Source organism: Pseudomonas sp. o96-267 (assembly GCF_003935465.1).
Lineage (GTDB): Bacteria > Pseudomonadota > Gammaproteobacteria > Pseudomonadales > Pseudomonadaceae > Aquipseudomonas > Aquipseudomonas sediminis.
The window spans coordinates 35,949-55,405 of sequence record NZ_RHQP01000007.1; the positions used below are offsets into that span (position 1 = coordinate 35,949).

General features: G+C 64.7%; 17 protein-coding genes. 6 read left to right on the top strand and 11 right to left on the bottom strand.

The window, feature by feature from the left end:
- Nucleotides 1-40: 40 nt before the first annotated feature.
- Genes mpl through EGJ86_RS06290 form a run of 4 tightly spaced genes read left to right on the top strand, consistent with a single transcriptional unit; the run spans nucleotide 41 to nucleotide 2,615 of the window.
- The gene (gene mpl, locus EGJ86_RS06275) at nucleotides 41-1,396 is read left to right on the top strand and encodes a UDP-N-acetylmuramate:L-alanyl-gamma-D-glutamyl-meso-diaminopimelate ligase (protein WP_125834453.1); all 1,356 of its coding nucleotides are present in this window, start codon (nucleotides 41-43) and stop codon (nucleotides 1,394-1,396) included.
- Nucleotides 1,397-2,026, top strand: a complete 630-nt coding sequence (gene ubiX / locus EGJ86_RS06280) for a flavin prenyltransferase UbiX (RefSeq protein WP_064494985.1) — start codon at nucleotides 1,397-1,399, stop codon at nucleotides 2,024-2,026.
- An 11-nt stretch (nucleotides 2,027-2,037) separates the two neighbouring features.
- Nucleotides 2,038-2,328 carry a DUF2845 domain-containing protein gene (locus tag EGJ86_RS06285; protein ID WP_125834454.1) on the top strand — a complete coding sequence of 97 codons (291 nt, stop codon included), beginning with the start codon at nucleotides 2,038-2,040 and terminating at the stop codon, nucleotides 2,326-2,328.
- Entirely contained in the window at nucleotides 2,325-2,615 is a 291-nt protein-coding gene (locus EGJ86_RS06290; protein WP_125834455.1) for a YceK/YidQ family lipoprotein, read from the top strand. Before EGJ86_RS06285 ends, EGJ86_RS06290 begins: the two co-directional genes overlap by 4 nt.
- A 55-nt stretch (nucleotides 2,616-2,670) precedes the next feature.
- Here EGJ86_RS06290 and EGJ86_RS06295 read toward each other — a convergent pair whose 3' ends face one another.
- The 6 genes from EGJ86_RS06295 to EGJ86_RS06320 form a co-directional block, all read right to left on the bottom strand.
- Nucleotides 2,671-3,150, bottom strand: coding sequence for a YbaK/EbsC family protein (locus tag EGJ86_RS06295; protein ID WP_079785262.1), 480 nt, complete (start codon nucleotides 3,148-3,150; stop codon nucleotides 2,671-2,673).
- 158 nt (nucleotides 3,151-3,308) lie between these two features.
- The gene (locus tag EGJ86_RS06300) at nucleotides 3,309-4,175 is read right to left on the bottom strand and encodes an MBL fold metallo-hydrolase (protein WP_125834456.1); all 867 of its coding nucleotides are present in this window, start codon (nucleotides 4,173-4,175) and stop codon (nucleotides 3,309-3,311) included.
- A 38-nt stretch (nucleotides 4,176-4,213) separates the two neighbouring features.
- Nucleotides 4,214-5,392, bottom strand: coding sequence for an acetyl-CoA C-acetyltransferase (locus tag EGJ86_RS06305; protein ID WP_125834457.1), 1,179 nt, complete (start codon nucleotides 5,390-5,392; stop codon nucleotides 4,214-4,216).
- Nucleotides 5,393-5,524: 132 nt separating this feature from the next.
- Complete coding sequence (locus EGJ86_RS06310) at nucleotides 5,525-7,297, bottom strand: acyl-CoA dehydrogenase C-terminal domain-containing protein (RefSeq protein WP_125834458.1); 1,773 nt, start codon at nucleotides 7,295-7,297, stop codon at nucleotides 5,525-5,527.
- Nucleotides 7,298-7,356: 59 nt separating this feature from the next.
- Nucleotides 7,357-8,730: a solute carrier family 23 protein gene (locus tag EGJ86_RS06315; protein WP_106733478.1), complete on the bottom strand. Its 1,374-nt coding sequence runs from the start codon at nucleotides 8,728-8,730 to the stop codon at nucleotides 7,357-7,359.
- Between the two features lie 100 nt (nucleotides 8,731-8,830).
- Nucleotides 8,831-10,450: an acyl-CoA synthetase gene (locus EGJ86_RS06320; protein WP_099526348.1), complete on the bottom strand. Its 1,620-nt coding sequence runs from the start codon at nucleotides 10,448-10,450 to the stop codon at nucleotides 8,831-8,833.
- A gap of 141 nt (nucleotides 10,451-10,591) precedes the next feature.
- On the opposite strand from EGJ86_RS06320, the gene EGJ86_RS06325 reads away from it, so the two are divergent.
- Together EGJ86_RS06325 and EGJ86_RS06330 are read left to right on the top strand one after the other, a co-directional pair.
- Nucleotides 10,592-12,526 (top strand): sensor histidine kinase, encoded by a 1,935-nt coding sequence (locus EGJ86_RS06325; RefSeq protein ID WP_125834459.1) that lies wholly within the window; start codon nucleotides 10,592-10,594, stop codon nucleotides 12,524-12,526.
- An 87-nt stretch (nucleotides 12,527-12,613) separates the two neighbouring features.
- The gene (locus tag EGJ86_RS06330; protein WP_106733481.1) at nucleotides 12,614-13,252 is read left to right on the top strand and encodes a response regulator transcription factor; all 639 of its coding nucleotides are present in this window, start codon (nucleotides 12,614-12,616) and stop codon (nucleotides 13,250-13,252) included.
- A 4-nt stretch (nucleotides 13,253-13,256) separates the two neighbouring features.
- Here the strand turns inward: EGJ86_RS06330 and EGJ86_RS06335 are convergent, their stop codons facing one another.
- The 5 genes from EGJ86_RS06335 to EGJ86_RS06360 all read right to left on the bottom strand — a co-directional run bounded on the left by EGJ86_RS06335 (nucleotide 13,257) and on the right by EGJ86_RS06360 (nucleotide 19,451).
- Complete coding sequence (locus EGJ86_RS06335; protein ID WP_218565874.1) at nucleotides 13,257-15,866, bottom strand: EAL domain-containing protein; 2,610 nt, start codon at nucleotides 15,864-15,866, stop codon at nucleotides 13,257-13,259.
- Nucleotides 15,867-15,934: 68 nt separating this feature from the next.
- On the bottom strand, nucleotides 15,935-16,546 hold the full coding sequence (locus EGJ86_RS06340) for a class I SAM-dependent methyltransferase (protein WP_106733482.1): 612 nt from the start codon (nucleotides 16,544-16,546) through the stop codon (nucleotides 15,935-15,937).
- Nucleotides 16,547-16,549: 3 nt separating this feature from the next.
- Nucleotides 16,550-16,894 carry a DUF5629 family protein gene (locus tag EGJ86_RS06345; protein WP_099526350.1) on the bottom strand — a complete coding sequence of 115 codons (345 nt, stop codon included), beginning with the start codon at nucleotides 16,892-16,894 and terminating at the stop codon, nucleotides 16,550-16,552.
- A gap of 16 nt (nucleotides 16,895-16,910) precedes the next feature.
- Complete coding sequence (locus EGJ86_RS06350; RefSeq protein ID WP_099526351.1) at nucleotides 16,911-17,552, bottom strand: oxidoreductase; 642 nt, start codon at nucleotides 17,550-17,552, stop codon at nucleotides 16,911-16,913.
- 174 nt (nucleotides 17,553-17,726) lie between these two features.
- A complete protein-coding gene (locus EGJ86_RS06360; RefSeq protein ID WP_106733483.1) occupies nucleotides 17,727-19,451 on the bottom strand; it encodes a C13 family peptidase in 1,725 nt (574 codons plus the stop codon).
- Nucleotides 19,452-19,457: the final 6 nt, after the last annotated feature.

A 19,457-nucleotide genomic window follows, 5' to 3' on the forward strand; every position in this document is an offset into this window, starting at 1 on the left:
GCTTTAAGCCCTACGAGTAGGGCGTGTTCAGAGGACATCCATGCACATTCATATTCTCGGCATCTGCGGCACCTTCATGGGCTCGCTCGCGGTGCTGGCCAAGGAGCTCGGCCATCGCGTCACTGGGTCCGATGCCAATGTTTACCCGCCCATGAGCACTCAGCTGGAGGCTCAGGGCATCGAGCTGATGCAGGGCTTTGATCCGGCGCACCTGCAGCCGGCGCCCGATCTGGTGGTGGTGGGTAATGCCATGAGCCGTGGCAACCCGGCGGTGGAATACGTGCTGAACAAGGGTCTGCCTTATGTGTCCGGCCCGCAGTGGCTGGCTGATCACGTGCTGCAGGGGCGCTGGGTGATGGCGGTGGCCGGCACCCATGGCAAGACCAGCAGTTCGAGCATGCTGGCCTGGGTGCTGGAGCACGCAGGCATGGCGCCGGGCTTTCTGATTGGCGGCGTGCCGCAAAATTTCGGGATTTCCGCGCGCCTGGGCGATACGCCGTTCTTCGTGGTCGAGGCCGACGAGTACGACAGCGCCTTCTTCGACAAGCGCAGCAAGTTCGTCCACTACCGCCCGCGCACGGCGATCCTCAATAACCTGGAATTCGATCACGCTGACATCTTCCCGGATCTGGCGGCTATCGAGCGGCAGTTCCACCATCTGGTACGGATCATTCCCAGCGAAGGCCTGGTCATCCACCCGGCCAGCGAAACCGCGCTGGCGCGGGTGATCGAGATGGGCTGCTGGACGCCCGTGCAGACCACCGGCGAAGGCGGCCAGTGGCAGGCACGTTTGCTCAGTGCGGATGGCTCGCGCTTTGAGGTGAGCTTCGACGGCAAGGTCGAGGGTACCGTGGAGTGGAACCTGACCGGCCAACACAACGTCGCCAACGCCCTGGCCGTACTCGCTGCAGCGCGCCATGTCGGCGTGGTGCCGGCGCTGGGCATCGAGGCACTGGGCCAGTTCATCAATGCCAAGCGGCGTATGGAGAAAGTCGCCGAGGTAGGCGGAGTGACCATTTTCGACGACTTCGCCCATCACCCCACGGCCATCGCGACCACACTCGATGGCCTGCGCAAGCGTGTTGGTGACGATACTCAGGTGATCGCGGTGATCGAGCCGCGCTCCAATTCGATGAAACTCGGCGCCCATCGTGACGGCCTGGCCGAGTCCGCCGAACAGGCCGATGCGGTGTTCTGGTACGCGCCGCCGAATCTTGGCTGGGACCTGGCCGCCACCGTGGCGCAGGCGCGCAACCCGACGCGGGTGTGCGACTCGCTGGAGTCGATCATCGATGGTGTGAAGGCCCTGGCGCGCCCCGGTACCCAAGTGGTGGTCATGAGCAACGGTGGCTTCGGCGGTTTGCACGGCAAGCTGGCAGCAGCTCTGGAGGGATAAATGTCTGGCCCTGAGAGAATAACCCTGGCCATGACCGGCGCCTCGGGCGCGCAATACGGCCTGCGCCTGCTCGACTGCCTGGTGCAGGAAGAGCGCGAAGTGCACTTCCTGATCTCCAAGGCTGCGCAGTTGGTGATGGCCACCGAGACCGACGTGGCGCTACCGGCCAAGCCGCAGTCCATGGCCCAGTTCCTGACCGAGTACACCGGTGCGGCGCCAGGGCAGATCCGCGTCTACGGCAAGGAGGACTGGATGGCCCCGGCCGCCTCCGGCTCCGGCGCGCCCACTGCCATGGTGGTGGTGCCGTGCAGCACCGGCACCTTGTCGGCCATCGCTGCCGGTGCCTGCAACAACCTGATCGAGCGCGCCGCCGATGTGGCGCTGAAGGAGCGCCGCCAGCTGATCCTGGTGCCGCGTGAGGCGCCGTATTCGAGCATCCATCTGGAGAACATGCTCAAGCTGTCGAATCTGGGTGTGACCATCCTGCCGGCATCACCGGGGTTCTATCACCAGCCGCAAACGCTGGATGATCTGGTGGATTTCGTCGTGGCGCGCATCCTCAATTGCCTGAATATCCCCCAGGACATGCTGCCGCGCTGGGGCGAGCATCATTTGGTATCAGATGACTAAGGAGAGTGCTGATGTCCATTGCGAGTCGCTGTGTGTTGGGAAGCGTCTTCACGTTGTCGTTGCTGCCGGTTGCAGAGGCCTCCATGCGCTGCGGTACCGCCCTGGTTTACGAGGGCGAGCGTAGCGTCGAGGTACTGCGCAAATGCGGTGAACCCGATCAGCGTGAGGTGACACCACCCAGCAGTCCGCAGGGTGGCGGCGTGACAGTCGAGCAATGGGTGTATGGGCCTCGCAATGGCGTCTATCGCTACCTGCGTTTTCTCGATGGCAAGCTGGTGGAAATAAGGACCGAACGCGGATGAGACGGTCTGTAACGCTCACCCTGTTGCTGGCGCTGAATCTGAGCGGCTGTGCCACCGTGCGCACGCTGGACGCGGCCAAGTCAGGTGCGCCGGTGGTCTACGCCGGCACACGGCTGGATTGGTACACGATCAATGGCGGGTGCTGCCCGCTGGACCGTTTCGGCGCCGAAGCGCCGAGCTATCCCAGGCTTGATCTGCCGGGCAGTGCGCTGCTCGATACCTTGTTGCTGCCCCTGTCACTGGCCACTGCGCTGGGCGTGAGCCTGGGCATCAGCGGCGGGCTGTAACTCGGTGCGGAGAAGGCGCTGGCGCAGCCTATGGGGGGGGCGTTGCTGGCGTCGTTCAGCAGGTTTCCGTTTCCACTTCCTGGCACACGTCGATCCATTCGGCATCGACCAGTTCGGCCATGCGCTGCGGAGCGATGCGTACGGCGCTGTGGGTGGCGCCGGCCGCCGGTAGGACTTCATCGAAGGCCAGCAACGAGCGGTCGCAGTAGACACTGAGCGGTGTAGCCAGGCCGAATGGGCAGACGCCGCCCACCGGGTGGCTGGTCAGCTCGATCACCGTTTGCGCATCGAGCATGCGCGACTTGGCGCCGAAGCATTCCTTCATCTTGCGGTTGTCGATGCGTGCGTCGCCACGGGCGACGATCAGCACGTCGCGTTCGGCGATGCGAAAGGCCAGGGTCTTGGCGATCTGTCCCGGCGATACGCCATGCGCCTCGGCAGCCAGCGCCACGGTGGCGGTGCTGGACTGCAGTTCGATGATCGCGATGTCGGGCGCCTTGGCGGCGAAGAAGGCGCGTACAGAGGCCAGGCTCATGAAGCGGTTCCCCAGGTCTGTCGAGGTGAGCACGACGCGGTGCCAGTCTGTGCTGGTCAGGCACAGCCCCGTCCTGGCGCTGGCGTGGTCGTGAGCACGGCGAAAAAACAAGCGGCCATGCTCGCGCCGCATGGCCAGCACGTCAAGGCCTGATGGCGTCAGTTTGCCAGCAGATGTGCTGCTTTCGCCGCCTCATCGAGCCCGTAGCGACCTTTTTCATCTCGCGTCACCCGCCCCATCGCTACATCCGGGTCGTGGGTGAACACTAGTCGGCCGCCCCGGGAAAACAGATCGCTGAGCAGTGCTTCCTTTTCCTCGATAAGGCCTTCGGGGAAGCGGTCGTAACCCATGGTGATCGGCAGGTGCACCCAGGGCGCTCCGGGGATCAGGTCTCCGGGAAACACCACCGGCCCACCCGGCATGACCACCTCCGGCAGCAACTGGCCCGGTGTGTGGCCGTCGCTCCAGTGCAGGCGCCAGTCTGGACCGAGTAGCTCGCAACTGTCGGTTTCGTCGATCAGTTGCAGGCGGCCGCTGGCTTCCAGCAGAGCCAGCAGCTCCGGGATATAAGAGGCTTTATCGCGGGCGTGTGGATTGCAGGCGCGCTGCCATTGGCGACGACCTGTGACGAAGCGTGCGTTGGGAAACAGCAGGTGTGCGGGTTGATCCGCCTGCCAGGCGGCTAGCAGGCCGCCGGCATGGTCGAAGTGCAGGTGGGTCAATACGACGATGTCGATATCGGCGTCGCTCAGACCGACGGCTGCCAGGCTGTCGAGCAGCACGTGGCGATCTTCCTGCACGCCGAAGCGCTGCTTGAGCTCCGGGCTGAAGAAGGCGCCGATGCCGGTCTCGACAAGAATGTTGCGCTCGTCCTCCTGCACCAGCAGGGCGCGGCAGCCGAGGTCGATACGGTTCAGTTCGTCGGCCGGCATCCAGCGCTGCCAGAGGGCCTTGGGCGCGTTGCCGAACATGGCGCCGCCATCGAGTTTCTGGCTGTTGCCGGTCAGGGTGGTCAGGGTTCGCATGGGGTTTCTCTTGTTCTTGTCCGTTCGTGGCGATTGTTTCAGCGTTCGATGGCCAGGGCCACACCCTGGCCGCCGCCGATGCACAGGGTGGCCAGGCCACGACGGGCATCGCGGCGCTGCATCTCATGGACCAGGCTGACCAGGATGCGGCAGCCGGAGGCGCCGATGGGGTGGCCGAGGGCGATGGCGCCACCGTTGACATTGACCTTGGCGCTGTCCCAATGCAGTTCGCGGCCGACGGCGATGGCCTGGGCGGCAAAGGCTTCGTTAGCTTCGATCAGGTCAAGTTGTTCCAGGCTCCAGCCGGCGCGTTCCAGCGCCTTGCAACTGGCGAATACCGGGCCGATGCCCATCACTGCCGGATCGACCCCGGCGCTGGCGTGGGCAGCGATACGGGCCAGCACCGGCAGTTGCAGTTCGTCGGCTTTCTCGGCGCTCATCAGCAGTACGGCAGCGGCGCCATCGTTGAGGGTCGAGGCGTTGCCTGCGGTCACCGTGCCGTCATTCTTGAAAGCCGGGCGCAGCTTGCCCAGGCTGTCCAGGCTGGTGCCGGCGCGCGGTTGTTCATCCTGGGCAAAGCGCAGTGGTTCGGCGCCGCGCTGGGGGATTTCCACCGGGACGATCTCGCCTGCAAAGCGCCCCGCGTCGATGGCGGCCTGGGCGCGCTGCTGCGAACGCAGGGCGAAGGCGTCCTGCTCGGCGCGGGTGACGCCGTACTGCTCGGCCAGATTCTCGGCGGTGATACCCATGTGGTAATTGTTGAACGCATCCCACAAGCCGTCCTGAATCATCGTGTCGACCAATTGCGCATGGCCCATGCGCAGGCCGCTACGGGCGCCGGGCATGACGTAGGGCGCCAGGCTCATGTTCTCCTGGCCGCCGGCGATGATGATCTCGGCATCGCCGCCGCGAATGGCCTGGGCGCCGAGGATCACCGCCTTGAGGCCGGAGCCGCAGACCTTGTTCAGGGTCATGGCCGGCACCGTATGTGGCAGGCCGGCGAGCAGGACACTCTGGCGCGCCGGGTTCTGCCCGGAACCCGCGGTGAGCACCTGGCCGAGAATCACTTCGTCGATCTGCTCGCCCTCGATTCCCGTGCGGGCCAGGAGTTCACGGATCACCGCGGCGCCCAGTTGCGGCGCGGGTATGCGGCTCAATGCGCCCTGAAAGCTGCCGATGGCGGTACGGCAGGCGGCGACTATCACGACTTCACGCATAAGGACTCCTCGTCGGCTGGGCAGGGCCAGCCGAAGCTCGAATAAAAAAAACGCGGCGCCGAAGCGCCGCGCAACACGCTCAACCTTGTAGGGCCGCCGGCTCGGCGGTGGCGGATTGCACCTGCCCTATGTTTAGAACTGTTCGGCGGCCAGGCCATACAAGGACTGGCTACCACCACGAATACTCGCTTCCAGGCTCAGGGTGCGCGGCAGCAGACGGGCGAAGAAGAACTCGGCGGTCGCGAGCTTGCTGCCGTAGAAGGCTTCGTCTTCACCCAGCTTGCTTTGCGCCACGGCGGCCATGCGTGCCCACATGTAGGCGTAGGCGACGTAGCCGAACAGATGCAGGTACTCCACCGAGGCGGCACCGACGGCGTTGGGTTCGCTCTTGGCTTGCTCCAGCAGCCAGCCACTGACTGCTTCCAGGCGTTCCAGCGCTTCCACCAGGCGATCACCGAAGGGCGATTCATGGGCATGGGCGAAGTCACGCACTTCACCGGCGAACAGGCGCAGCGCGGCGCCGCCATTGGCCACCACCTTGCGCCCGAGCAGGTCGAGCGCCTGGATGCCATTGGTGCCTTCATAGATCTGCGCGATGCGCACGTCGCGTACCAACTGCTCCTGGCCCCATTCGCGGATGTAGCCGTGGCCGCCGAATACCTGTTGGCCGTGTACGCAGCTTTCCAGCCCGGTGTCGGTGAAGAAGGCCTTGGCCACAGGTGTCAGCAGGGCGACCAGCGCTTCGGCGTTCTGCCGCTCGCCGGCGTCCTCGGCGTACTTGGCCAGGTCGAGCTGCTGGCCAACGTAGCAGGCAAAGGCACGACCGCCCTCGTTCAGCGCCTTCATGGTCAGCAGCATGCGGCGTACGTCGGCGTGGACGATGATCGGGTCGGCGATCTTGTCCTTCGCCACCGGACCGGTGGCGGCGCGGCTCTGGATACGTTCGCGGGCGTAGCTGACGGCCGACTGATAGGAGGCCTCGGCGCAGCCGATACCCTGGATGCCGATGGACAGGCGCTCGTAGTTCATCATGGTGAACATCGCCGCCAGGCCCTTGTTGACTTCGCCGATCAGGTAACCGGTGGCGCCGTCGAAGTTCATCACGCAGGTGGCCGAAGCCTTGATGCCCATCTTGTGTTCGATCGAGCCGCAGCTCACCGCATTGCGCGCGCCGAGGCTGCCATCGGCGTCGACCATTACCTTGGGCACCAGGAACAGCGAGATGCCTTTCGGCCCGGCCGGTGCGTCCGGCAGCTTGGCCAGCACCAGATGGATGATGTTCTCGGTCAGATCCTGCTCGCCGCCAGTGATAAAGATCTTGCTGCCGGTGATCCTGTAGCTGCCGTCGGCCTGCGGCTCGGCGCGGGTTCTGATGATGCCCAGGTCGGTGCCGGCATGGGCCTCGGTCAGGCACATGGAGCCGGCCCAGCGGCCTTCGTACATCGGCGGCAGGTAGGTGGTTTTCAACTCTTCGCTGGCGTGGGCATCGATGGCCAAGCAGGCGCCGGAACTCAGCGCGGAATACAGCGCGAAGCTGGAACCAGCGGCGTAGAGCATCTCTTCAAAGGCCACGGCGAGCATCTTGGGCATGCCCATGCCGCCGTAATTCGGGTTGCCAGAGAGGCCGACCCAGCCACCTTCGGTGTAGGTGGCGTAGGCTTCGCGGAAACCAGCCGGGGTGCGCACGTCGCCGTCGACCCACTGCGCGCCTTCCTCGTCGCCGCTGCGATTGAGCGGTGCGATCAGGCCGCCGGTGACCTTGGCCGCTTCTTCGAGGATGGCGTCGGCGGTGTCGGCATCGACGGTTTCCGCCAGGGCCGGCAGACGTGCCCACAGGCTCGGCGCCTGGAAGACTTCATGGAGGACGAAGCGCATATCGCGCAGCGGGGCGTTGAACTCGGGCATTGTGCAACCTCGACAGCAGTGGCGCCGCGACGAGCGCGGCGCGTGTGGAACGAAATCCGTCAGTCGGCTTCCGCCGGACTTTGCGGCTTATCCTTGACGCTGGTGAATTTAAGCAGATGGGTGCGTTCGACCAGGATGTACAGCGCGGCGCCTGCAGCCAGGCCCCAGCCCGCGCCGTAGACAGCGAGCACCACACCCATGGTGCCGGCGATGCCGCGCTCGGTGTTGTTGTTCAGTTGCTCGAAGCCGACCATCAGGCAGATGTAGCCGGTGAGGATCAGCGTCAGCGACAGGGCGATCGGCAGTACCGGCTGGAAGAAACTGACCAGCGGCAGCATGAACAGCGCGGCGAAACCGGTGATCCAAAAGGTGCCTGCGCCGCTGTAGATCGAATCCATCGCCTTGCGGCCGTACTTGTAGCGTTCGGCCATGGTCGCCGCCACCGCCGTCCACAGCGGGCCGGCCAGGCCAGGGTAGGGCGCGAAGAAGGCATGCAGGGCGTTGCGGATGGCAGTTACCAGGTGGATGCGGTCGACGTTGTTTTCGATTACCTCGTCGGTGCGCAGTTCATCGGCGCGCTGCATCAGCGACTGGCCGACGATGATGTCGCCGAAGGCGATCACGTAGGCAATCACCGCGGTGGGCACGGCCAGCATGAACACGTCCAGGCCGGGGAAGCCGACGTTGAACGGCAGGTAGTTCCACATTTCGCCGAAGGCCGGCGCGGTGATGCCCCATTTCACGTCCGGCATCTTGTACTCGCCCACGCCGATGCCGATGAAAATGGCGATCAGCATGCCCGGCACCATGCCGTAGTTGACGATCTTGCGGGCGAAGGGCACGCGCTCGGTCAGGCCTTTGAACGACACCGAAAACATCAGGTACAGGCAGATCAGGCTGCCCAGCACCAGGGAAATCGGCGTGTTGGCCAGGCGGCCGCCCGCGCTGATCTCGCCCATCAGTGCGGCGATACCGGCGCCGATGATGATGCCGCCCTTCATCGAGTTGGGGATCAGTCGTACCAGTGCACTGCCCAGGCGGGTGACGCCGAGGAAGAGAAAAATCACGAACACCAGAAACTGCAGGGCGAACAGTGCCTGAATGGCCGCAGGGCCCGGCTCGTAGTTGCCGAGAAACAACAGCACCACGGGGATGCCGGGGGTGATCCAGCCCGGCACCAGCGGCACGCCGAGCAACGCCGGCAGCATGAAGCCGATGCCGCACACCACCACGTAAGCCAGGGCCACGTCGTAGGGCAGGCCGAGGTATTTCTCCAGCAGCGGGATCATCGCCAGGCTGACCACGAACATGATCAGCGCCTGCAGCATCTCGGCGGTTTCCCAGCGGTAATGCACGAAGGGCAGGCGCAGCTTGAACGGGCCCAGAGGCCAGTGCGGTTGCTCGTCGCCGTCACGGCGCTTGAAAATTTGCATGAGAGTTCTCCGTCGGCCGCCAGGGCCGGTTCTTGTTGTTGTGAAAGCGGTTCATTCACCCCTCTCCCGCTTGCGGTAGAGGGGCCGGGGAGAGGGGCTTCTACAGCGCCTTGGCCATATCGCGCAGGACGAACTTCTGGATCTTGCCGGTGCTGGTCTTCGGCAACTGGGTGAAGACCACGGTCTTGGGCACCTTGAAGCCGGCCAGGTGCTCGCGGCAGAAGCTCATGATCTCGCTGTCGCTGGCCTGCTGGCCGGTCTTCAGGGTGATGAAGGCGCAGGGCGTCTCGCCCCATTTTTCGTCCGGACGGGCGACCACGGCCGCCTCCAGCACCGCCGGGTGGCGATAGAGCACGCCCTCGACCTCGATGGTGGAGATGTTCTCGCCGCCGGAGATGATGATGTCCTTGAGGCGGTCGCGGATTTCCACGTAGCCGTCAGCGTGGCACACGCCCAGGTCGCCGGTGTGGAACCAGCCGCCTTCGAAGGCCTCGGCGGTAGCGCTGGGGTTCTTCAGGTAGCCCTTCATCACCGTGTTGCCGCGCATGAAGATCTCGCCAATGGTCTGGCCGTCACGCGGTACCGGTTCCAGGGTTTTCGGGTCGGCCACCATCACCCCTTCCAGGGTCGGGTAGCGCACGCCCTGGCGCGCCTTGATGGTGGCGCGTTGTTCCAGCGGCAGCTCGTCCCATTCGGCGTGCCAGGCGCACAGGGTTACCGGGCCATAGACCTCGGTGAGGCCGTAGACGTGGGTCACGGCGATGCCCATTTCTTCCACCGCGCCGATCACCTTGGCGGGTGGCGCAGCGCCGGCGACCATGGCCTTGACCGGATGATCGATGGCCGCCTTGGCCTCGGCCGGCATGTTCACCAGCGCATTGAGCACGATGGGCGCGCCGCATAGGTGGGTGACCTGTTCGTCACGGATCAGGGTGAGGATCTTCGCCGGGTCGACGCGGCGCAGGAACACGTGCACGCCCGCCAGGGCGGTGATCGTCCAGGGGTAGCACCAGCCATTGCAGTGGAACATCGGCAGGGTCCACAGGTAGACCGGGTGGTTGCCCATGGCCCAGGTCATCTGGTTGCCCATGGCGTTGAGGAAGGCGCCGCGGTGGTGATAGACCACGCCCTTGGGGTTGCCGGTGGTGCCGGAGGTGTAGTTGAGGCTGATGGCCTGCCACTCGTCCGTCGGCCACTGCCAGGCGAATTCCGGGTCGCCTTCGGCGAGGAAGGCCTCGTAGTCCAGATCGCTGACTGCCTGGCCTTCGCCGTACTCGGGGTCGTCGACGTCGATCACCAGCGGCGGGTGGTCGAGCATGCCGATGGCCGCATGGATCACGTCATAGAACTCGCGGTCGGCGATCACCACCTTGGCTTCGCCATGCTGCAGCATGAAGGCGATGGCTTCGGCGTCCAGGCGCACGTTGAGGGTGTTGAGCACCGCGCCGATCATCGGCACGCCGAAATGCGCTTCGAGCATGGCCGGAATGTTCGGCAGCATCACCGCTACCGTGTCGCCCTTGCCGATACCGCGACCGGCCAGCGCCGAAGCCAGGCGCCGGCAACGCGCGTAGGTTTCGGCCCAGTTGCGGCGAATCGAGCCATGCACCACCGCCGGATATCGCGGGTAGACCGCCGCGGTACGCTCGATGAAGCTAAGGGGGCTGAGGGCGACATGGTTGACGGCGGCGCGGCCGAGGCCCTGTTCGTAGATCGACATGGCGGATACACCTTTGGCTGATTGTTAGCTCTGGTTATTCCGGTAATGATGCAGGCATTACCGAAGCTTGCTGGCGGTAATTTATAGGTCATTTCTATTTTTTATGGAAGTTGTACCAAGGTTTTATAGAATAATTACTATATGAGTCTTTCGAGTGATCAGGCGGTCGTGCCGCTGCAGGCCTGGCTGCGTATCCAGCGCGAAGCGCCATCCCTCAACGAGCGGGCGGCAGCTTTGCGTCGCGCCGTGCTGGGCTGCCCACAGGTACGCCAGGCCTGGTACCTGACCTGGCAGCCGGCCAGCCGCACCTATGCCCAGGAAGATGGCGGGCCACGTTTGCCGCCGGGCCAGGGTGATCCGCTGGCCGCCAGCGATCAGGCCTTGTTCGAGGCGCTGACGACGCAGCCCTGCCTGAGCCTGGAAGCAGTGCGTCAGCTGCCCTGCTGGCTGGCGGGTCGACTGCGCCGCGCTGCTATTCATCACGGTCAGGCCCTGGCGCTGAGCCTGGAGGAGGGTGGTGCCGGCCTGTTGTTGCTGCAGGTGGACGAAGATGCCGGCCTGGAGTGGTTGCCCTGGCTGCGCGAGCTGCTGGCGCAACTGATCGCGCTGGCCGGTGGCATGGCGCGCAGCGCGCCGCTGCTGTCGGCCGATCCGCAGCCGGCGCTGCTGCTCGACGAGCAGGCACGGGCGTTGGAATTCAATCAGGCCCTGCAGAACTTGCTCGGCGACCGTGCGCTGGCACAGGCGGGCGCGCTGCTGCCAGTCAACCATGTGCCGTTGGTGCGTGCTTGCCTGGAGCAGGGGCGCGCGATCGAGGCAGTGGAGGCACAGGACGGCGAGCGCATCCTGATCTGGAGCTTTATCCCCGATGTTGCCGAGCGCCGTGTGCTGGCGCGCTGCCGCGAAGCGACCCAGGAGATTCGCGAGCAGCGCGAAGCGGCGCGCGCGCGACGGCTGTATCGGCTGATCACCGAGAACACCACCGACCTGATTTCCCGGCACACCCCGGACGGCGTGTTCCTCGACGCCACGCCTGCCAGTTGGACGTTGCTCGGCTACTGGCCGGAAGAGCTACGCGGCATGGCGGTCGACAGCCTGCTGCATCCGCAGGATCAGGCTCAGCAAGCCAAGCAGGCGCGCGAGGCACTGGAGCAGGATGGCTACCACACCATGAGCTATCGCATTCGCCACCGCGACGGTCACTACCTCTGGTTCGAGACCGCCAGCCGCGCCATCCGCGAGACTTACACCGGTGCGGTGGTGGAGGTGGTCAGCGTGTCGCGCGACATTACCGCGCGCATCCAGGCCGAGGAGAACAAGCGCCGCCTGGAGGACGAGCTGGCGCATACCACGCGGCTGATCACCCTGGGCGAGCTGGCCTCGGGTATCGCCCATGAGATCAACCAGCCGCTGGCGGCGGTGGTCAACTACGCCAGCGCCAGCCAGCGCTACCTGCAGGGCGTCGGCGGCGATCCGGCCGGTGTGGACAAGGTGGGCCAGGGCCTGGCACGCATCACCGAGCACGCCAATCATGCCTCGGCCGTGATCAAGCGCCTGCGTGCTTTCCTGCGCAAGGGGCAGCGGCGCATGCAGGCGCTGAACCTGGCCGAGGTGGCGCGCGAAGCGGTGCGCCTGTGCAACTGGGAGGCCGGTACGGCGCAGGTGGCGGTCAGCGACCTGTTGCCGGACAATCTGCCGCCGGTATTCGCCGACCGCGTGCTGCTCGAACAGGTACTGCTCAACCTGCTGCGCAATGCCATCGATGCCAACCGCGACCGGCATCCGGGCGCGCCTTCGCAGGTCCGTCTGGAGGCAAGCGAAGCGGACGGCAACCTGGCGATCCGGGTGATCGATCAGGGGCCGGGTGTCAGCGACGAACAGATGGGCAAGCTGTTCACGCCCTTTTACACCAGCAAGGCCGATGGACTGGGGCTAGGCCTGTCCATGAGCCGCAGCATCATCGAAGGCTTCGGCGGTGCGCTGGAGGCCTTCCCGGTCGAAGGCGGCGGGCTGTGTCTGGAGTGCCGCTTGCCGCTGGGTAGGGACGATGAGTCGTTGTCGAACAGTCGCGGCTAAAGCCCCTCCCACAGGGCATGCAAACTGTGCGAGGGGGCGTTAGCCGCGCCCGATGAAACGCATAACAACAAGAGGGGCAGCACAGGGATGCAACAACTGGTTTACGTGGTCGATGACGACCAGGGCATGCTCGACTCGACGCTCTGGCTGCTGGAGTCGGTAGGCCTCAAGGGCGTGCCGTTCACCAGCGGTCGCGCCTTTCTCGAGGCCTGCGATGCGGCGGCCAACGCCTGTGTGCTGCTCGACGTGCGCATGCCGGGTATGGGTGGGCTCAATGTGCAGGAGGAAATGCGCGCACGGGGTATCGACCTGCCGATAATTTTCGTCAGCGGTCACGCCGACGTGCCCATCGTCGTGCGCGCGTTCAAGGCCGGCGCGGTGGATTTCATCGAGAAGCCCTACAACGAGCAACTGCTGCTCGACAGCGTGCAGCAGGCGCTGGAGCGCCGCAAGCCTCTAACCCGGCGCGATCCGCGTCTGGCCGGAGTCCAGGCACGGCTCGATCAACTCACCCCGCGTGAGCGTGACGTGCTCTTGCCATTGGTGCGCGGCTACACCAACCGTGAAGTCGCCGAGCAGCTGGATATCAGCGTGAAAACCGTCGACCTCTATCGCTCACGGGTGATGAAACGCATGCAGGCCGAGACGCTGGCCGAGCTGGTGGGTATGGCTATCGCCGCCGGTCTGGTGGACAGCCTGGCGTTGCGTGAGCCGGTGCGCGTCTGAGCCTTTACGCTGAGCCCTGCTGCAGGTCGAGGGTGGCTCGACCGTAGACGCCGATCTGTTCGGCCGGCTGCGGGACGCCATACAGGTAGCCCTGGAAGTGGCGACAGCCCAGGCTTAGCAAGGCATCGCGCTGTGCCTGGCTCTCTACGCCTTCGGCGATGACGCGCAACTCCAGCGCCTGCCCCAGAGCGAGAATGGTCCGCACGATGGCGGTATCGCTGGCATTGTCGAGCAGGTCGCGAACGAAGCTGCGGTCGATCTTCAACTGGTCGAGTGGCAGGCGTTTCAGGTAGCTGAGCGATGAGTAGCCGGTGCCGAAGTCGTCCAGCGAGAAGCGCACGCCGTAGGCTCTGAGCTGGCCCATCTTGTTGATCAGCGCTTCGATGTCCTGCACCAGCTGGCTCTCGGTCAGCTCCAACTCCAGCTTGTGGGGGTTGGCTCCGGTCTTCTGTAGCGCGCTGAGCACGTCGGTTACGAAGTCCGGATGATGGAATTGGCGGGCGCTGACGTTGATCGCCACGGTCAGCTCGGCGCGCTGCGGGTCATTGGCCCATGAGGCGAGTTGCTGGCAGGCGGTGTGCAGGATCCAGCGGCCCATGGGCAGTATCAGCCCGGTGCTTTCCGCCAGCGGGATGAACTCGCCAGGCGGTACCAGACCGCGCTGTGGGTGTTGCCAGCGCACCAGTGCCTCGGCGCCGAGCAGTTCACCCCGTTCATCCACCTGCGGCTGGTAGTGCAGAAGCAGCTGAGCCTCGCTCAGAGCGCGGCGCAGCTCGTGCTCCAGGGTGGCGCGGGCCGCCAGTGCCTGCTGCATGCGCGGGTCGAAGAAGCACAGGGTATTGCGCCCGGCGGCCTTGGCTTCATACATCGCTAGGTCGGCGTGCTTGAGCAGCTCCTCGGGCTTGTCATGGGGTTGCGAGAACAAGGCGACACCGATGCTGGCGCTGCCGCTGTGGTTATAGCCGGGCAGCTCGAACGGGGTGGCCAGAGCGCGCAGTAGTTTTTCTGCGACATGCTCGATAGTGGCGATGGCAGCCTGAGGCTCGGGCTCGAGGTTCTCCAGGATCAATACGAATTCGTCGCCGCCGAGGCGCGCCAGGCTGTCTTCGAGGCGCACCTGATTGAGCAGGCGCTCGCTGACCTGTTGCAGCAGCAGATCGCCCATGTCATGGCCGAGGGTGTCATTGAGCTGCTTGAAATTGTCCAGATCGATGAACAGCAGCGCGCCCTCACGTCGACTGCGTGCGCTGCGGGCCAGGGCAAACTGCAGGTGTTCGAGCAGCAGGCGGCGATTGGGTAGGCCGGTGAGCGCGTCGTAATAGGCGAGTTGATGGATCTGTTCGAGGTTCTTCTTGTGCTCGGTGATGTCGGTGGAAATGCCGCACAGGGCGTAGATGCTGCCATCGGCCGCACGCAGCGGCAGCTTCACCGAAAAGTAGGTGCGCTCGTTACGGCCGTAGCGATCACGGTTGGTTTCCTCGCTCTCGATGCGCTCGCCAGCCAGTACGCGTCGGTCGTTGATGCCCAGTGCTTGCGCCGTGTCACTGTCGAAGAAGTCGGCATCGCTATGGCCGATAACCTGTTCGGCGCTGCGGCCGAACAGCTCGCAGACCTTGCGATTGACATACTGATAACGCAGTTGCGGGCCCTTGATGTAGATATGCGCCTCGACGCTGTCGAGGATGGTATTGAGGCGCGCTTCGCTGGTCTTGAGATGTCGGGTCTTGTCCGCGACCTGGCGGCGTAACAGCAGGCTGCCGCCAATGGCCAGCGTCAGCAGTGCGGCGAGCAGCGCCAGGCCCCACCAGAACAGGACGGGTACGCTGCGCTGCTGAGGTGTGCCGCTCCAGCGCTGCAGCACCTGAAAGTAGATAGAACCAGGCGCTGATTGCCAATTTTTCAGGTGCTGGTCGATGGCGCTGAGCAGCTCGGCGTTGGCGCCCTTGCGCGTGGCGTAGAACAGCTGTGCCGGCTGGAACATGATCGGTGTCGCGCTCAGTCGGTAGTTGGCGGCGTGATAGTCACCGAACAGCTGATTGGCCACCACTGCATCGGCCTGCTCGGCAAGCACCATGGCAAAGCCCTGGCTCAGGTCGCTGAGCGGAATCATCTGCGCCTGCAGGCCGAAGCTATCGAGCAGGCTCTGCAGATACTGGAACTGAATCGAACCCTCCAACGCGGCGATACGCAGGCCGCGCAGGTCGAGCACGCTCTGCAGGCGCAGCTCTTCGTGGCTGTACAGCTGTGACCAACTGAACAGCGAAGGCACCTGATGGAAGTCCATCAGGTGTGCCCGCTCCTCGCTGAAGGCGACGTCCGGCAGCAGATCGATCTCGCCGTCCTGCAGCAGTTGCAGGCATTGCTGCCAGGCGCAGGGCACTGTCTGCAGCTGCCAGCGTTCCTCGTTGGCAATGGCCTGCAGCAGTTCACCGAGAATGCCCGAGGGCTGTGCGTTGGCATCGGCAAATATCTTTGGTTCGTTGGCGTACACGCCGACCCTGACCGTGCGTGCCTCTGCGGCGGTGCTCCAGGCGCAGCCCAGCAGGCACAGACACAGCAGCAGGTTAACGAGGTGGTGTAACGAGAGGGGCTTCATGCGCGGGGCGGCTTCCATGGGCGAGTTCCAGCAACCTGTTCTGCAGTATGGCCGCCTATGTCGACTATGCGAGCTCAGGGCGGTGCTCAGTCGGCCCAGCCACGATAGACGTGGGTCATGGGCCTGGGCCCTTTCAGGTAGCCGGTATCCAGTTGGCGGATATGAAAGCCCCCAGCCTCGATCAGCGCGGGTATGTCGCGATCCAGATGGCAGCCGCCGGCCAGCGGTTTCCACAGTGGCGTCAGGCGCTTCTGCCAGCGCACCACGGGGAGGTCCGGTGCCAGGCCGTGTTCGCAGAACAGCAGGCGCCCGCCAGGCTTGAGCACGCGGCGCATTTCACGCAGAGCAGAGACCGGATCGGGGATGGTGCACAAGGTGAAGGTGCAGACGATTTCATCGAAGCTGGCATCCGCTGCCTGAATTTGCCCCAGCTCCAGGGCGATCATCTCCACCGGTACCTGGCAACGTTCGGCGCGCTCACGGGCCAGGCGCTGCATGGCGGCGGACGGGTCGACGCCAACCACCACCTCGACCCGCTGCGGATCGTAGAAACTCAGGTTGAGGCCACTGCCGATGCCGATCTCCAGTACTCGGCCCTTGGCTAGCGGCACGATCTGCGAGCGCGCCTTCATCACCGCGCCCATGCCGCAGGCGAAATCGATCAGATGCGGCAGGATATGGCGGTCATAGAGACCCATGGTTCAGGCTTCGTCCTGCCCTTCATCGTCCTCATCGTTGTCGCCGCGGTAAGCAGCGAAGCATTTGAGCGTGTGGCTGACATCGTTGCCTTCGATCAGCCAGCTGTCGTCCGCTTCGCTGTAGCGCGCGGCCTGTACCGAAGCCAGGGAGAACTTCCACAAGCGGCGCTCGCGACCATCGATGCAGTGCACCTGTAGCAGCGGTTTGGCGGCGCTGTCGCTGCCCGCCGTGCCAGCGCTGATTTGCGCCAGCAGTTCGGTGTCGAGGTCGAACTGCCAGGCATACAGACCGTCGATCTCGAGCATGTCGGCGTCTTGCAGCGCCTCGATCAGGCTTGTCGGTTTCATCGCTTTATCCACCACGTCAGCGCCCCAGGCGGCGCAGGTCGGAGGACTCTATCACGCGCACGCCGTCTTCCTCTTCCAGAGCCAGGCGCCAGAGGGCGCGGGCCAGGGCACAGGCGTCGATGCCGCGGTACTTGCCCGGCAGCCAGCGCAGCAGCGGCGCCGCCAGGCGCTCGCCGAGACGGAATTCATGACGCGCGCCGAGCAGTAGCGATGGGCGGGCGATGGTCAGTTGCGGCCAGTCCATGGCTTTCAACGCTTCCTCGGTTTCGCCCTTGATGCGGTTGTAGAACACCTTTGATCCGGCGTTGGCGCCCAGGGCGCTGATCACCACCAAGTGCCGTGCGCCGAGCTCGCGAGCGCGACGGGCGAATGCCAGCACCAGGTCATGGTCGACGGCGCGGAAGGCTTCCTGTGAGCCGGCCTGCTTGATAGTGCTGCCCAGACAACAGAAGGCGGTATCGACCTGCCCGGATAGCTGCGGCAGCAGGGCCTGCAGGTCACCTACCGGGTTTTCCAGGTGCGGGTGTGCGGCCAGGGGGCGGCGTGTCGGTGCCAGCACGCGGGCGACCGTTGGCTCGCTGAGCAGGCGGTCGAGCAGGTGTTCACCGGTGAGTCCGGTGGCGCCGGCGATAAGGATGTGCTGCGGGGTCAGGTACATGCAGTTGTCTCTTGTCCATTACAGTTCAGCTTAACAGGCTGTTGAAAAACTACCTGCGTTGGCAATGCTTCGTTTAAAACAGCCTCAAAATGCTCATTTACAACTCGTAAACTGCGCTTTTTCGGCTGTTTTTGCCTCGTCTTGCCTGCCTCGCCTACGTTTTTCAACGGCCTGTTAGTCCTTTGCCGGACCGCTGGCCACGGCACCGAGCGCACGCTCGGCCTGGCTTTGGCGCAGTTCGCGCCAGTGCTGGAGTACGCCGCGTGGCGCCCAGATCTGCGGTTCGGAAGGTTCGAAGCCGTCGCTCTGCTCACGCTCGGCGACACGTTCCTTGGCCAGTTCGAAGGCCCGTTCAAGGTTGTCGGTCTCGCCCAGCGCTTCGGCGAACAGGGCGCGACCGAAATAGGTGAAGTCGTTTTCCTCGCTGCAGCCGAAGGACACCCGGTCGGCGCGCGCAGCGGTCATCACCAGGGTCTTTTCGTCTTTCAGCGGCGGGATGAAACCGCCGGAGTAGCAGGCGGAAATCACCACCACCTTGTTGCGCTGCTTGAGCGGAGCGAGCAGGGCAGCCAGCTCGCTGGCAGGCAGGTCGGCTAGTTGCAGGCGCGGCTGGTCGAGATTGAGTTCATGACGACGCGAGCCGTGGCTGGTCAGGTAAATGAAGATCAGGTCTTCCTCGCCGCTGCGTTCGGCCAGCGCTTGCACCGCGCGGGTGAGATTCTCGCGAGTGGCCAGCGGGCGGTCGGCAAGATGGTCGCGATGGTTGACCAGGGTGATGCTGCCATAGGCACCGAAGCGCTCGCGCATCAGTCGGCTGACGTAATCGGCTTCGCGCATGAATACGCTTTGCTTGCCGTCACCGGCCAGTGTCAGCGCATACAGTTCGCGTGCCGGTGTCGAGGTCGGGATGGCGGCGATGGCCTGGTCGAGCAACTGCCCCTGTTGCAGCAGGCCCAGTTCGAGGCTGTCAGGCAGGACCTGACCCTGCTCGTCGCGTACCAGGCGGCCGCTTTGCCAGGTGCCTGACTGGCGGTTGCCATCGGCCAGGGTCAGGGTGCCCTCGCCGCTGTAATCACCACCTGAAAAGTGGCCGCGATAGGCGCTGCCGTCGGGCAGGGTGAGCAGGCCTTCGCCCTCGTACTGCCAGTCGGCGAACTCGCCGAGGTAGCGGGTGCCTTCGCCGTCGGTGTATTCGCCGGGGCCCTGCATCACGCCTTCTACGAATTCGCCGGCCCAGGTCTCGCCGCCAGCGCTCTGGTAGCGGCCCTTTCCATGAAACTCGTCGTTCTGGAAACCACCGCTGTAGTTGTCTCCATCTGCATTGCGGTAACTGCCCTGGCCACTGAGCAGCCCTTGCACGAACACGCCGCTGTACTGGTTGCCGTAGGCGTCGCTGCGCACGCCCTGGCCCTCTGCCTGGCCGTTGACGAACTGGCCCTGGAAGCTGCTGCCGTCGGCCATCTCCAGTTTGCCCAGGCCATGGAAACGGTCGTTGATAAATTCCCCCTGGTAGCGCTGGCCGCCCTGTTCGAGCAGGCCCACGCCACTGAACCGGTTGCGTTCGAAACCGCCTTCGTAGCGGCTACCGTCGCTGTAGGTCAGGGTGCCCTGGCCATGGAACATACCTTCGTGAAATTCGCCCAGGTAGTGCTCGCCGCCGGGGCCCTGCCATTCGCCGCTACCTTCGAGCATGCCGTCCTTGAACTGGCCGACGAACCAGCTGCCATTGCGGTAGTCCAGCCGTCCGGGGCCTTGCAGCAAGCCGTCGACTATCTCGCCGCGATACTGGCCGCCATCGGGCAGGGTGGCATTGGCCGGCAACAGCGGGCGCGCCTCATCGCAACCGGCGATCAGCAAGGACAGGCACAGCGGCAGCAAACACAGGGCAAGGGGATTCATTACGGA

What these genes read in the sequence shown, in the direction of transcription:
- mpl (WP_125834453.1), top strand. Translation starts at nt 41, where the DNA reads ATGCACATTCATATTCTCGGCATCTGCGGCACCTTCATGGGCTCGCTC.
- ubiX (WP_064494985.1), top strand. Translation starts at nt 1,397, where the DNA reads ATGTCTGGCCCTGAGAGAATAACCCTGGCCATGACCGGCGCCTCGGGC.
- EGJ86_RS06285 (WP_125834454.1), top strand. Translation starts at nt 2,038, where the DNA reads ATGTCCATTGCGAGTCGCTGTGTGTTGGGAAGCGTCTTCACGTTGTCG.
- EGJ86_RS06290 (WP_125834455.1), top strand. Translation starts at nt 2,325, where the DNA reads ATGAGACGGTCTGTAACGCTCACCCTGTTGCTGGCGCTGAATCTGAGC.
- EGJ86_RS06295 (WP_079785262.1), bottom strand. Translation starts at nt 3,150, where the DNA reads ATGAGCCTGGCCTCTGTACGCGCCTTCTTCGCCGCCAAGGCGCCCGAC.
- EGJ86_RS06300 (WP_125834456.1), bottom strand. Translation starts at nt 4,175, where the DNA reads ATGCGAACCCTGACCACCCTGACCGGCAACAGCCAGAAACTCGATGGC.
- EGJ86_RS06305 (WP_125834457.1), bottom strand. Translation starts at nt 5,392, where the DNA reads ATGCGTGAAGTCGTGATAGTCGCCGCCTGCCGTACCGCCATCGGCAGC.
- EGJ86_RS06310 (WP_125834458.1), bottom strand. Translation starts at nt 7,297, where the DNA reads ATGCCCGAGTTCAACGCCCCGCTGCGCGATATGCGCTTCGTCCTCCAT.
- EGJ86_RS06315 (WP_106733478.1), bottom strand. Translation starts at nt 8,730, where the DNA reads ATGCAAATTTTCAAGCGCCGTGACGGCGACGAGCAACCGCACTGGCCT.
- EGJ86_RS06320 (WP_099526348.1), bottom strand. Translation starts at nt 10,450, where the DNA reads ATGTCGATCTACGAACAGGGCCTCGGCCGCGCCGCCGTCAACCATGTC.
- EGJ86_RS06325 (WP_125834459.1), top strand. Translation starts at nt 10,592, where the DNA reads ATGAGTCTTTCGAGTGATCAGGCGGTCGTGCCGCTGCAGGCCTGGCTG.
- EGJ86_RS06330 (WP_106733481.1), top strand. Translation starts at nt 12,614, where the DNA reads ATGCAACAACTGGTTTACGTGGTCGATGACGACCAGGGCATGCTCGAC.
- EGJ86_RS06335 (WP_218565874.1), bottom strand. Translation starts at nt 15,866, where the DNA reads ATGGAAGCCGCCCCGCGCATGAAGCCCCTCTCGTTACACCACCTCGTT.
- EGJ86_RS06340 (WP_106733482.1), bottom strand. Translation starts at nt 16,546, where the DNA reads ATGGGTCTCTATGACCGCCATATCCTGCCGCATCTGATCGATTTCGCC.
- EGJ86_RS06345 (WP_099526350.1), bottom strand. Translation starts at nt 16,894, where the DNA reads ATGAAACCGACAAGCCTGATCGAGGCGCTGCAAGACGCCGACATGCTC.
- EGJ86_RS06350 (WP_099526351.1), bottom strand. Translation starts at nt 17,552, where the DNA reads ATGTACCTGACCCCGCAGCACATCCTTATCGCCGGCGCCACCGGACTC.
- EGJ86_RS06360 (WP_106733483.1), bottom strand. Translation starts at nt 19,451, where the DNA reads ATGAATCCCCTTGCCCTGTGTTTGCTGCCGCTGTGCCTGTCCTTGCTG.